This window comes from Corynebacterium sp. HMSC074C05, assembly GCF_001838325.1.
Classification (GTDB): domain Bacteria; phylum Actinomycetota; class Actinomycetes; order Mycobacteriales; family Mycobacteriaceae; genus Corynebacterium; species Corynebacterium amycolatum.
Genome location: NZ_KV836285.1, coordinates 283,694 through 295,568, shown reverse-complemented (window position 1 = coordinate 295,568; position 11,875 = coordinate 283,694). Strand labels below are relative to the sequence as shown.

At 60.5% G+C, this 11,875-nt stretch carries 9 protein-coding genes; 5 read left to right on the top strand and 4 right to left on the bottom strand.

Features of this window, described 5'->3' with window-relative positions; genetic code table 11:
• Window positions 1-163 precede the first annotated feature (163 nt).
• The gene (locus HMPREF3042_RS04595) at window positions 164-760 is read right to left on the bottom strand and encodes a superoxide dismutase (RefSeq protein ID WP_005510435.1); all 597 of its coding nucleotides are present in this window, start codon (window positions 758-760) and stop codon (window positions 164-166) included.
• 136 nt (window positions 761-896) lie between these two features.
• On the bottom strand, window positions 897-2,903 hold the full coding sequence (locus tag HMPREF3042_RS04590) for an alpha/beta-hydrolase family protein (protein WP_246822314.1): 2,007 nt from the start codon (window positions 2,901-2,903) through the stop codon (window positions 897-899).
• An 81-nt stretch (window positions 2,904-2,984) separates the two neighbouring features.
• Here HMPREF3042_RS04590 and HMPREF3042_RS04585 point away from each other — a divergent pair, with 81 nt between their 5' ends.
• The 4 genes from HMPREF3042_RS04585 to HMPREF3042_RS04570 all read left to right on the top strand — a co-directional run bounded on the left by HMPREF3042_RS04585 (window position 2,985) and on the right by HMPREF3042_RS04570 (window position 7,995).
• Window positions 2,985-3,932, top strand: coding sequence for an L-lactate dehydrogenase (locus HMPREF3042_RS04585; RefSeq protein WP_016421677.1), 948 nt, complete (start codon window positions 2,985-2,987; stop codon window positions 3,930-3,932).
• Between the two features lie 138 nt (window positions 3,933-4,070).
• Window positions 4,071-6,032 carry a pyruvate kinase gene (locus HMPREF3042_RS04580; protein WP_083308208.1) on the top strand — a complete coding sequence of 654 codons (1,962 nt, stop codon included), beginning with the start codon at window positions 4,071-4,073 and terminating at the stop codon, window positions 6,030-6,032.
• A gap of 118 nt (window positions 6,033-6,150) precedes the next feature.
• Window positions 6,151-7,029, top strand: a complete 879-nt coding sequence (locus HMPREF3042_RS04575) for a hypothetical protein (protein ID WP_070600968.1) — start codon at window positions 6,151-6,153, stop codon at window positions 7,027-7,029.
• A gap of 48 nt (window positions 7,030-7,077) precedes the next feature.
• The gene (locus HMPREF3042_RS04570) at window positions 7,078-7,995 is read left to right on the top strand and encodes a DUF5926 family protein (protein ID WP_070429924.1); all 918 of its coding nucleotides are present in this window, start codon (window positions 7,078-7,080) and stop codon (window positions 7,993-7,995) included.
• Window positions 7,996-8,114: 119 nt separating this feature from the next.
• Here the strand turns inward: HMPREF3042_RS04570 and HMPREF3042_RS04565 are convergent, their stop codons facing one another.
• A complete protein-coding gene (locus tag HMPREF3042_RS04565) occupies window positions 8,115-9,518 on the bottom strand; it encodes an LCP family protein (protein ID WP_246815149.1) in 1,404 nt (467 codons plus the stop codon).
• Window positions 9,519-9,649: 131 nt separating this feature from the next.
• Here HMPREF3042_RS04565 and HMPREF3042_RS04560 point away from each other — a divergent pair, with 131 nt between their 5' ends.
• Entirely contained in the window at window positions 9,650-10,459 is an 810-nt protein-coding gene (locus HMPREF3042_RS04560; protein ID WP_070856202.1) for a fructosamine kinase family protein, read from the top strand.
• On the opposite strand, the gene HMPREF3042_RS04555 is transcribed toward HMPREF3042_RS04560, so the two are convergent.
• Window positions 10,456-11,844 (bottom strand): amidase, encoded by a 1,389-nt coding sequence (locus HMPREF3042_RS04555; RefSeq protein WP_070856200.1) that lies wholly within the window; start codon window positions 11,842-11,844, stop codon window positions 10,456-10,458. The genes HMPREF3042_RS04560 and HMPREF3042_RS04555 overlap by 4 nt on opposite strands.
• Window positions 11,845-11,875 lie beyond the last annotated feature (31 nt).

The window sequence follows — 11,875 nt, the reverse complement described above, 5'->3', positions numbered from 1 at the left end:
AACGCTAAACGACGGCTACGTGTGCCGCCCGGGAAATACCAAAAGTGGTCTCAAACAAGACACAAAAAACCGACCCGCTGAGGGTAAGCCCCGTCAGCGAGCCGGTAAGCCATCTTTAGCGCGCGGCAGGGACGCGTAAAAAGCCGCGCGCTGTTAGCTGAAATTACTTGGCAGCTGCGAACAGCTCTGCAGCGTAATCCCAGTTGAAGACGTTCCAGACAGCCTTGACGTAGTCAGCCTTGACGTTCTTGTACTGCAGGTAGAAAGCGTGCTCCCACATATCCAGCAGCAGAACCGGCTTCAGGTTGATGGACAGGTTGCCCTGCTGATCCGTCATCTGCTCAATAACCAGGCGCTCTGCAATGGTGTCGTAACCCAGAACAGCCCAGCCGGAGCCCTGCAGGCCCAGAGCAGCAGCGTTGAAGTGAGCCTGGAACTTCTCGAAAGAGCCGAAGTCGCGCTCGATAGCCTCAGCCAGCTCACCGGTCGGCTGGCCGCCACCGTTCGGGGACAGCAGCTTCCAGAACAGGGAGTGGTTGGTGTGGCCACCCAGGTTAAAGGCCAGGTCCTTGGACAGGCCGGTAACAGCTGCGAAGTCGCCGGACTCGCGAGCAGCAGCGAGCTTCTCCAGAGCAGCGTTGGCGCCGTTGACGTAATTAGCGTGGTGCTTGCTGTGGTGCAGCTCCATAATCTCGCCGGAGATGTGCGGCTCCAGAGCGTCGTAAGCGTAATCCAGCTCAGGAAGTTCGTACTTAGTCATTAGGAAAATTCCTCCTCAACACGTTTTTAGGTTGTGCCGTCGATGGTACTCAAGATGAGTGGATGCGCAACCATTTAAGCAATACAATTAATGCGAAATTCATAAAAAATGCTGTTCAGGGATATCTGTCACAAGTTTATGAACGCGGCGGCTGAGTGCGGCGAATCCACTTACTCACGCGCTTGAAGCGCATTCCGGCTGCGCCACCCAGGTCGTCGTCAAGCGGAATGTCGAGGATGGAAGCCCACGTTGGCAACATTTCTTCCTCGTACCGGTGGCCGTGACCACCGGGGACGGTGACGGAGGCGAGGCCGTCGATAAGCACCTGCCAGAAGGTGACGAACGGATGCCAGCGCATGGAGGGGAGAACATCGCGGCCGACGCGCTCTGCAAGCCAGTCGGGGCGGCGCCAGGCCAGTGGGTAATCCCACCAAACGATGGGGTCAGAGGCATGCTGCAGGAATGCGACGCGCGGGAATTCCCACGGCCCGAACTTGGTGCCATAGAAGGAGTGGTACAGCTCGTCGGGGCGCGTAGCGAAGCGGATGTTTCGCCCCTCGTCGATGACTGGAGCGATTTCCGGAGACCCCTTTGTCCGACGGTGCGTCAGCTCTTTCCACATCGCGGAGAACTGTGGTGCGCCCGTCCAGACAGCACCGTCGACGCGTGCGAGCATGTCAGCGGAATTCTCGAATACGCCGAGACCGCCAAACCCGCCGAGGGATTCACCGGCGACGTAGACCTTTGGCCGGTCGTTCTCCGGCATCTTGTCGACTTCCTGCAACACCCGATGGATAAGGGTGTGGCCAGCCGCGATTGGGGTTTCGTGGTCCGTTAGCCATGCCACTGGGGAGGGGAGGTCAGAGTACTGCAGAGCGACAGTGGCGCAGTTGCCAAGGGTCAAGAACTCTGCAGCCTGCGCCGACCACGGTGGCACCCAACCGGTGCCGGTGGTGGTGAAGACAACCAGATGATCGCGCCGAAACGCGCCGGTGCGGTGCATCTCGCGGATGATGAGCTCCGCCTGTTCCCGCAGAGAACGACCTGGCACCTTGCCCGCATAAATGCGGATGGGTTCCTGCAGTTCGGAGAGCGGCTTGCCAGTGACCACCGCCAAATCTCGGGCACGGGGGCCTTCGGCGACGAAGACGCGCCCCTCGGCGCCGAGTGCGTACCACGGCTCCAAAGACCATGGACTCCCGGAACGTTCCGGCTCCCAGGGCTGCATGCGGCCTGGAACTACCAGGGTATTCAGGTATCGGGACTTCTTGGCGATGGACTCCAAAGTCCGACGGATAAGCAGTCGATCAATGCTGGCGGCCACGGCACCACCGACGATGGCACCGCTGAGAACCGGGGCGAGACCGCGCGGCAGCCAGGGGCGGAGGTTGTCCCGCAGTAAGTCATAGCCGCGATTGGCCAGCGCGGAGAGCCCCCGAGTGGTCAGGTAGAGACCACTGGCAATCATTGTGGAGGCGAACTGGCTGCGTGCGGATTCCTGCTCATCCTTGCCCACCAGGCGGCCAATTTCGCGCTGCTGGGAAATGGAGCGCAGCCACAGCGCCGCGGTGGTGGCCGTGGTGGCAACATGCCAGGTCACGGCCAGTGCGCGCTCGTGTCGAGGTGCCGGCGCAAAGCGGCTGAGCGGAGTGCTGGCCAGACGCCGCATCGTCGTGTTGTAGCCATAGCCGATAGCCACCCCGGTGACATGGCCCGCCAGCTGTGCCAGGAAGGTCACAGTAACGGTGGCGATCCGAGTACGCGGCATCAGCGAGGGGCTAAAGGCAGCCCATGACGCAATTTCTGCACCAATTAGACCGGGGTTGGAGGGAATGCCCGCTCGCAGTGCGCTGCGGATAGTGCCAGGGCCGGTACCTAGGAGGCGTTCGCGAAAGACTTTGGTCGCCATCAGACTGCCGGTGCCGACTGCGCCCAGCGCTTTGGCCATGCCAGCTGTGCCAGCGACTCCTGTAATTCCCGTTCGCGCTGCTCGTGCAGCTCGCACTGTCCTGGTGGTTTCGATTGGCTGAGCTACAGGTGTGTTGCCCGTAGACGCAATCGAGGGCGCAATCGAAGTAAATGCGCGACGCAGGAATCCCATAACTCCCATCATGGCAAAATTTTTTCCACGGGGTTTATTCATCTCGCGCCAGTTTTCCGCACAAAGCGTAGCCTGTGGGGTGTCGCAACGTTTTCCGAATCGGTTGAGAAGGATCCGAGGGCTATGAAGCTATCCACAGGAAATAAGGTCGTGCTGATCGGCGCTGGCGACGTCGGCGTGGCATATGCGTACTCACTGGTCAACCAAGGCACTGTCGACCATTTGGCAATCATTGACATCGACGAAAAGAAGACGATGGGCAACGTCATGGACTTAAACCATGGCGTCGTGTGGGCGTCGTCGCGCACCAAAGTCACTCAGGGCACGTACGCCGACTGTGACGATGCCGCGCTGGTAGTCATCTGTGCAGGCGCAGCACAAAAGCCCGGCGAGACTCGCCTACAGCTGGTGGACAAGAACATGAAAATTATGAAGTCCATCGTCGATTCCGTCATGGCCAGCGGTTTTGATGGGCTCCTACTGATCGCCTCCAACCCCGTCGACGTACTCACATACGCCGCGTGGAAGTACTCCGGGCTGCCACACAACCGTGTCTTCGGCTCCGGCACCATCCTGGACACCGCACGTTTCCGTTACATGCTGGGTGAATACTACGATGTTTCCCCGATGAGCGTGCACGCATACATCATTGGTGAACACGGCGACTCCGAGCTGCCGGTGTTGTCCAGCGCCAACGTTGCAGGAGTCAGTCTGTCCAAGCGCCTCGCCGCCGACCCCGCGCTTCACGACGAGCTGGAGGACATCTTCATCCGAACCCGTGATGCCGCCTACGAGATTATCGATGCCAAGGGCTCCACTTCCTACGGAATCGGTATGGGTCTGGCCCGCATTACGCGCGCCATTTTCCAGAACCAAGAGGTAGCTCTGCCGGTCTCCGCATACTTGCAAGGTGAATACGGTCATGAGGACGTGTTCATCGGAACACCAGCCATTGTGAACCGTCGAGGAATTCGCCGCGTTATCGAGCTTGAGCTGGACGAATACGAAAAGAAGCAGCTGGACAAGTCCATTCAGACGCTCCGAGATGTGCAGGATCCATTCTGGAAGTAACTGCTGGTAGCGAGAGTAGATGTCTTCTCGACATGCGCTTTCGGCTGTCTCATTTGAGAATGAGAATGCCCACCTTCTATTGGCCCGCGTGGCCGACTCTGGCCAACGCTTCGTCTTCAACACAGGAGTGCCTTCTCTATGGCAGCGCAGAGCCCTCAAGACACAGCAACTGACAACACTGAAAGCGGCGCGGCCGTACCGCGTCTGGATGACCTCATCAGCAAGGTCACTGATCTGATCACAGAGTTGGACGACGTCTCGGTGGAGGCTTCTGCACTGCTCGCAGAGGTGCCGGAAGAGCGCCGTCGGCACGCGGAAAACCTGCTGCACTACGCACACCTGCGCACAATTGACATCCGTGAGCTGCAAAACAGCTTGCACGACCTCGGCGTGACCAGTCTGACCACGGTGGAGACTTTCACCCGGGGGCGCCTTGAGCTCGCTCTCAACGCGCTGTTGGCGCTGGCGGGGCGCACCTCAGACATCGATGTCGCCCGCATTATTGCCGACGATGAGCGCGCGGATATTGCCCTGGATAATAACGCCACCGAGCTGTTCGGTCAGGAGCGCGCGGATGTCACTTCGCACATTATGGTGACCCTGCCCGCCGAGGCCGCCGACGATGCAGAGTTGGTGGAGAGCTTCGCTGCCGCTGGCATGGATCTCGCTCGCATCAACTGCGCTCACGACGGCCCTGAGCAGTGGAGCCGCATGATTGGCAACGTCAATGCTGCAGCTGAGAAGGCCGGTCGCCGCATCTTCGTGTCCATGGATCTGGCTGGCCCGAAGCTGCGCACGGGTGATATCGAACCGGGGCCGCGTGTGGGGCGCGCCCGTGTTGTGCGTGACGACGCCGGCACGGTCATTTCCAAGTCCAAGATTTGGCTGACTCCGCGACTGGATGAGCACCCCAAGCCAGCTCCGAGCGATTTGCCGGGGCGTCCCGCACTGCCGCTGGAAGCAGATCAGGGGTGGTTGGAACAGCTGCAGCTTGACGATGTCATTACGCTGCATGACTCCCGCTCGGCGAAGCGTCACTTCACCGTTGTGCGCATCGACACCGACTCCGAGGGCGAGATCGAGGCTGTCCTCGCCGAGGGGGAGAAGAACGCTTGGATCGCCGAGGGCACACACCTGCGCAGCAACTACGAGGTCACGCGCGCTGGTGGTGTGCCACCGACCGTGCAAAAGCTGCGCTTCCACACCGGGGATGAGTTTATTCTCACCAGCCGCGAGGAAATCACCACCATTCCACGCACTGACGATGAAATTCCACGCGTCTCCTGTTCGCTGCCGTCTGCCGTGGCGGCTCTGAAGCCGGGCGATCCGGTGCTTTTCGACGACGGTGCGCTCGGCGCTGAGGTGGTTGAGGTCTCCGAGACGTCGTCAAGCGAAGATAGCCACGTCGATGCCCGCTTGCGTGTCCTGCGTACGAAGCCGAATGGTCAGCCGCTAGCGGCGCATAAGGGCATCAATCTGCCGAACACCGACCTGCCTCTCAATTCGCTTACCGACGAAGACATTGAGCACCTGCGCTTTGTGGTGGAGCATGCGGATATTGCTGCGGTGAGCTTTATTCGCACCCAGGGGGATGCTGAGTACGTCTACAAGGTGCTCGATGAGATTGCGGCAGAACATGAGGCTGCGGGCCGCGAGGACCTGGCGTCGAAGGCTCGGAACCTGGGTGTTGTGCTGAAGATTGAGACTATTCCGGCATTCCAGAATCTGCCGGGAATCATCATCGCCAGCATGAAGCGCGCCAAGTCCGGTCTGATGATTGCTCGTGGTGACCTGGCTGTGGAGCTGGGCTTCGACCGTATGGGTGAGGTCCCAGGCCAGATTCTGACGCTGGCGCAGGCAGCCGGTGTGCCGACCATTCTGGGTACTCAGGTGTTGGAGAACATGGCCAAGGCCGGCCTGCCGTCCCGCGCGGAGATTACCGATGCGGCCTTCGCCCTGCGTGCCGAGTGCGTGATGCTGAACAAGGGGCCGCACATTACCGAGGCCATCGCGATTTTGAACAACCTGGCCCGGAAGATGGGACGTTCGCAGCGTAAGAGCCGCATCATGCTGCGGAAGATTCGCAGCTGGTCGGACTAGTGGCTGGGGTAGGGGCCGGGCTAGTTTAGGTAGGTTAGGGGGAGCGCACTTAAAAACACCGTGGGAGAAAAGACTGCGGAAGAAGCCGGCCGCGCGTACGAGAGGAGCCCTGCGGAAAATGTCTAATGAACAGGCAGAAAACGCGGGGTGGGCTGTGCCGCCGCAGTCTCCAAAACAGCAGCCACAGCAGTCCCCACCTCAGGTGGTGCTGCCACCGCAGCAGAGCTGGCAGCCGGCTGTCTCGGATTCGGCCATCACCGGTGCGACACCGCGCTGGAAGGCCGATGAGATTGTTCGCAAGCGTGCGGACAGCGTCTTTCGATGGGCAATGAGCGGCGCTGGAGTATTCGCCGCATTTACCGTATTCATCTGGATGAGCATTCTGAGTCCAGGTCAGGATCTGGTGGTTTCCCTCCTCGGCGAACTGGGAGCATGGGCTTTCGGTCTCTGCGGAATGGTTTCCCTCATTGGGCTGGGTTTTTCGGTCTACAAGACCCTCCAGGTGCTGCGTGACCGCGCAACGTATGCCCGCCCACTGCTGTCGCGCACGGCAACGGATGTGCGCACGATGCACATGTGGCCAGTGCGCAACATCACGGGACCCGTGGTCGCGTTGGCTGAAACAGGAGTCACTGCCGTAATGGGGCCAGGTCGCTTTATCTGGTATCTGGCCTGCGTTTTGTGGCCACTTGCAACGGGTTGGTTTATCGCTGCCGACGTGTCCAGGACGTACTTCCAGGCCGGAATCATCACTGTTTTAGCTTGTGTGACAACTGCCCTTACGACTCGGCTACTCCGCTACGTGTTGGCTCCCGAGGAAGTGCATCGCAACATTCCCGTTGGGGCAGGTCGCGAGCGCACCCAGCCCGGTTTTTGGTCCAAGGGCTTCATCCCCAGCGAAGCTACCGATGAACAGGGGGAGGCGGGCGCAATGGCCGTCGACAAGCAGCTTTTCGAAGGAACGGCGAGCGAATTCGTCGACGATTTTTATAAGTAGCCCAGGCAGTCGCGAATTACGGACTGCGAATAGGTATTCTGTGGCCTTGTGGGAAAGAAATCTCGTAAGAAGAATAATCAGGCCCCGGAGGGCATGAGCCGCCGTCAGGCGAAGCTGGCAGCCCGCGCTGCTGAGCGTGCAGCGTTGCTGGGCAATCCGCGTCCGTTCAAGGACTTCGACGAAGAGGCTGACATCGTGGCTGTCCGCGAGTTCGCTCCGGCTGTGGTCATTCCGGTCACGGTCGCTGACGCTGAGCGTGACATCAAGCTCTGCACCGTGCTGCCGGGTGGCGTAGCCGCACTGACGCGTGCCGCTGACCAGGGCAATGAGGCTTTCGTCGCGCTGCAGACGCAGGCTCGCACCAATGACGGCGCTGCGGATCTCTCCCGTGCGCTGGCATGGGCTTGCGATGCAGAGCCGGGTCAGCAGCTCTCCGCCGCTACTGACGGCGAAGCTGCACCGCTTACCGACGTCCTGACCGCCGTGGATCTCGACAACATGGAGGTCCACCAGGACTTCGAGTGGTGGATTCCCAAGGGCATTGAACGCACCCCGATGATCGAGCAGAACCTGGCCGTGGCTAACGACGCGATTCTCCCGTCATACCGCCTGGATGCGAAGGTCGCTGGTGCTGTGTGGTGGATTGATCCGGGCGAGCGCGCCCACATCCGCTGGGTGCGTCGTGAAGATGAGAAGCCGCTGCTGGATGCCTTGGCACGCGTGCACGCTGCGGACAACCTCTCGCTGGGAGAGGGCACGAAGTTCGCCGGTGTCTTCCGTACCGATGGCGTGCTGGTGCCGGTCTGGGACCTGGATAACACCAAGCCGCACGACCACTGGATTGCTGCCGTGGAAGAGGCCGACAAGCGTATCGCTGAGGCGCTGGCCAGCGAAGAGCCGCTGACCGCCGAGGAGCGTAAGTCCCGTGAGACCATCGTGTCCCGTCAGGTGACCATTCGGAACTAGGTACCTAGACAGCCTGGCGGAACTGGTTTAAGAACTAACGCGTGTGGCTCAGCGAAAAACTGAGCCACACGCGTTAGTTGCCTCTAAGTTATCTGAAGCAGTTTTAGCTACTCTCTTGGCTATCTCAGCTCCGCAAAAAGTGTTGGCGCTTCGATTTCGTCCCAGAGCAGCACATTGCCCGCATAACCGGTATCCATGGCGCCTGAGGTGGGCACGGTAAGAGAATCGGAACCGAAGAGCATGCGCAACATCAGCCAGGTCAGATGCCAGACGTGGTCACCATCGCCGACGAGCACGGCCTTAGTGCCAGCATTGGCCAGGCGAATCCAGCGGTAGGGGTTGAGCCATACCGCAGGTGACTTCAGCCGTCCCATCAGCGCACTCATGAATTCACGCTGCCGCTCTACGCGGTCCAAGTCTCCCTGGGCGGTAGCACGCGTGCGCACGTAACCCAGGGCACTCGCGCCATCGAATTTCTGGCAACCGGCCTGAATATTCAGGCCTGCCAGCGGGTCGTCGATGGCTTCTTCAGGGCACATTTCGATGCCACCGACAGCGTCGACGACACCGGCGAAACCGCCAAAGCCAATTTCGGCGTAGTGGTCGATGTGAATTCCAGTGTTTTTCTCTACGGTGTCGATGAGTAACTGGGGGCCACCAAATGCGAATGCCGCATTGATCTTGTTTTTGTCATTGCCCGGGATATCCACGAAGGAGTCACGCGGGATACTGACCAACTTCGGCTTACCGAACACCGGAATGTGGGCAATCATGATGGTGTCTGTGCGCTGGCCGAAATCACCACTGCCCGTCGATAGCTTGGCGGCATCTTCCTCTGACAAGCCCGTACGAGAGTCCGAACCGACGAGCAACCAGTTGGAGGACATCGTATTGGCAGGGCGATTTGCCAGACCTGAGAACGCGTCGACCCTGGTCAGGCGGATGTCAACAAGTGCCATCGTGGCGACAAGGAAGATGACGACAACCAGGATGATGGATTTAAAGCGCAAGCGTGGCAGCCGCATGCGTGGCATGCGGAAGCTCGACCTGGCACCGGCTCCGCCACGACTGCTGCGGCGTCCACCACGGCCAGAACTCGCTGTTTGTGGGGCACTGTAGTAGTCCTGCGACGAACCCTGCGAGGAAGATTGGAAATCCGCATCCGGGTTATAGCCGGGTGGAGGAAACCGCGGATCGCTGCCAGCGCGTCCGCTACCGGTCCGGTTCATCGGTGGACGGGACTCAATGCGCGTTTCGTTCAGTGGCGCCTGCCGACGTTCTGGTTGCGGCCTAGACCTGCGTGGAGGCATAGGCGCTGGGCGGGCTGCCCCTGCCCGAGAAGGGCGGTTCGGGCGGGGAGGGATGGGGCGTCGTGAAGCGCCACGCGAATCGGCCGCACGGGAGCGAGCATGCTTCGGCGACGCCTCGTCCACACGGCGGTAGATGGGGCGACCATAGCGATCTTTGAGCGGCCTGCCGTATCGGTCGCGGGCAATGCGCGAGTCGTCGAAGTTGCCTTCCATACCAATTAAGAATAGGCAACGACAGTGCACTAAGAGAACCGAGACAGCAATACAAGTATTGGTAGCGCTGGCGTTACCCTGCGTGCGACGTGCTGAAAGGGTTTGGGACCGAAGAAGAATATGCTGGAAATATGTCCGCAATGAACCAGAACTACGAACGTGCAGTCAACGAGTCGGATGTTTATGTCAAGAGCCGACATGGTGTCCCTCGAGGGTTCTTCGCCTGTGAGGCGGCGGGGCTGGACTGGCTGCGCGAGGGCGAATCTGACGGCGGTGCGCGCGTAGTGGATGTGCTGGGCGTGAGCGGGCATGCGCTGACATTGCGTCGAATTGAGTCGATGGCGCCGAATCCACAGGCAGCGTACGAGTTTGGAAAATCGTTGGCTATTACCCACAATCTGGGCGCCGCTGGCTGGGGTGCCGGCCCCGATGAGTGGGAGGGGCACGGCTACTTCGGTCCGCTGGATCAGCCACTACAGATGGACCTGACTCCACGGGAGAACTTCGGTGAATACTGGGCGAAAGGACGTCTGCTGCCTGCGCTGGGAAAGTTGGAAAACTCCTACAATAACCGTCAGCTAGATATCTTTGACCAGCTCATTGACCGGCTCTTGGCTGGAGATTTCGACAACGAGCCAGACGCTGCGCGTGTCCACGGTGACCTGTGGTGGGGAAACCTCATGTGGGATGCAGACGGCGCGATCCTGATTGACCCCGCGGCACACGGCGGAGCCCGGGAGGAAGATCTGGCACTGCTGGCGCTATTCGGGGCAACGCACTTCGACGAGATCTTGCGTGGCTACGAATCTGTACATCCCCTGCCGGATTTCGCCGAGAGCTGCGAACTCCACCAGCTCTATGCCGTGCTCATGCACGCGGTGCTATTTGGTGGCGGATACGCCGGACAGGCAGCGGCAATGGCAGCGAAGTACGTGCGTTAGCTGGCGTTAGCAGCCTTCAGCACGCTAGCGATCTCCAGTAGCTCTGCCTCACCGCAGTGCACCGCACCGATGTTGACGCTGGTGGCGGGGAGCTCCGCGTTGGGTGTGCTGCCGCTTGTGCCCGGCACAGCAATTGGCACGGACACGCTTGCCCACCCAGTCAGATTCCACAGCGATAACCACGGAGTCCACCGGGTTTGCTCGTCAAAGTCCTCCCACGGCGCCAACGCAGAGAAATGCCCAATACGTGGCGGATCAAACGCCAGCGTTGGCGTAATCACCGCATTGACTTCCCAACGCGATCGAATCGCGCCGGGCAGAGCCATCCGCTGCTGATGTGTCGCCGCCGCCTCCGCTGCGGAAATCTCCTGGCCACAGGCGCGAATCCACTGCACGATCTCGGAGTAGTCCGCGCGCGGTAATTTCGTGGCCATTCGCGTGATGGTCCGTCGAAAGATCTCGAACACGTCCGGACCTGCCGGGTCATAGGGGCTGGGCACTTCCACCACCTCATACCCGGCGTCGGCAAGACGGTCAGCCGCCGCCCACACACCGTTTGCCCAGCGCTTATCGACGTCCACCTCAGCATGAAACGGGCTGACAGTGACACCGATGCGAAGGGGGCGCTGGGACCGTCGGAAAACATGCGAGGTTGCGGAAAAGGGCACCCCGGCCAGTAGCGCTGCGTCATCGACTGTGCGAGTGAGAAAAGCGGGCGTGGAGAGATTTCCACCCGCAATATCGTGTGCCGGTTTCAACCCAACGAGGCCACAGCAGGCGGCAGGCACGCGGATGGAACCGCCACCGTCAGAGCCCAGAGCTGCGGGAACGACACCAGTTGCGACAGCCACCGCGCTGCCGCCCGAGGAACCACCGGGAGTGCGTGGCGCGGTATCCGGCTGATTGGACAGCTGATTGGGCGCGGCGAAATAGGGGTTTTCCGGAGCCGGGTAGCCAATCGGCTCGGTGTAGGCCGTCATCCCAACCTCGGAGGTGTGTGTAGTCGACGTGAGGATGGCGCCGCGAGCCAGAAGTTTCGCCACGGGTTCCGAGGTTTCGGTGGCGGTGAAAGCCAAGTTGGCGGAGCCCATCGTGCATTTGACACCGGCGATGGTGAATAGGTCCTTAATCGCCACTGGCAGTCCCAGGAGGTCACGCGGGAGGCCGTGGCTAGCGCGCCGGGCGGGCTCTGATTGAGCAGTGAGACTGCGTGCGCGGTCGACAGCGTGCTCGGCCAAGGACGTGGCAATACCGAAACGGGCAGGATTGGTCGCGGCGTCGTCGGCAAGCGTGGCGAATTCCGAAACGATCTCCGATACCGAGATTGCGCCACTGCGCACGGCTTCAGTGAGGGCGCGGGCGGGCATCTCGGAAGAAAAGGTCATGCAATAAGTGTAGAAGCCTTCTAATCTGAGC

Excerpts from the sequence above, each read along its gene's own strand:
- HMPREF3042_RS04595 (WP_005510435.1), bottom strand. The coding sequence starts at position 760 with ATGACTAAGTACGAACTTCCTGAGCTGGATTACGCTTACGACGCTCTG.
- HMPREF3042_RS04590 (WP_246822314.1), bottom strand. The coding sequence starts at position 2,903 with ATGAATAAACCCCGTGGAAAAAATTTTGCCATGATGGGAGTTATGGGA.
- HMPREF3042_RS04585 (WP_016421677.1), top strand. The coding sequence starts at position 2,985 with ATGAAGCTATCCACAGGAAATAAGGTCGTGCTGATCGGCGCTGGCGAC.
- HMPREF3042_RS04580 (WP_083308208.1), top strand. The coding sequence starts at position 4,071 with ATGGCAGCGCAGAGCCCTCAAGACACAGCAACTGACAACACTGAAAGC.
- HMPREF3042_RS04575 (WP_070600968.1), top strand. The coding sequence starts at position 6,151 with ATGTCTAATGAACAGGCAGAAAACGCGGGGTGGGCTGTGCCGCCGCAG.
- HMPREF3042_RS04565 (WP_246815149.1), bottom strand. The coding sequence starts at position 9,518 with ATGGAAGGCAACTTCGACGACTCGCGCATTGCCCGCGACCGATACGGC.
- HMPREF3042_RS04560 (WP_070856202.1), top strand. The coding sequence starts at position 9,650 with ATGTCCGCAATGAACCAGAACTACGAACGTGCAGTCAACGAGTCGGAT.
- HMPREF3042_RS04555 (WP_070856200.1), bottom strand. The coding sequence starts at position 11,844 with ATGACCTTTTCTTCCGAGATGCCCGCCCGCGCCCTCACTGAAGCCGTG.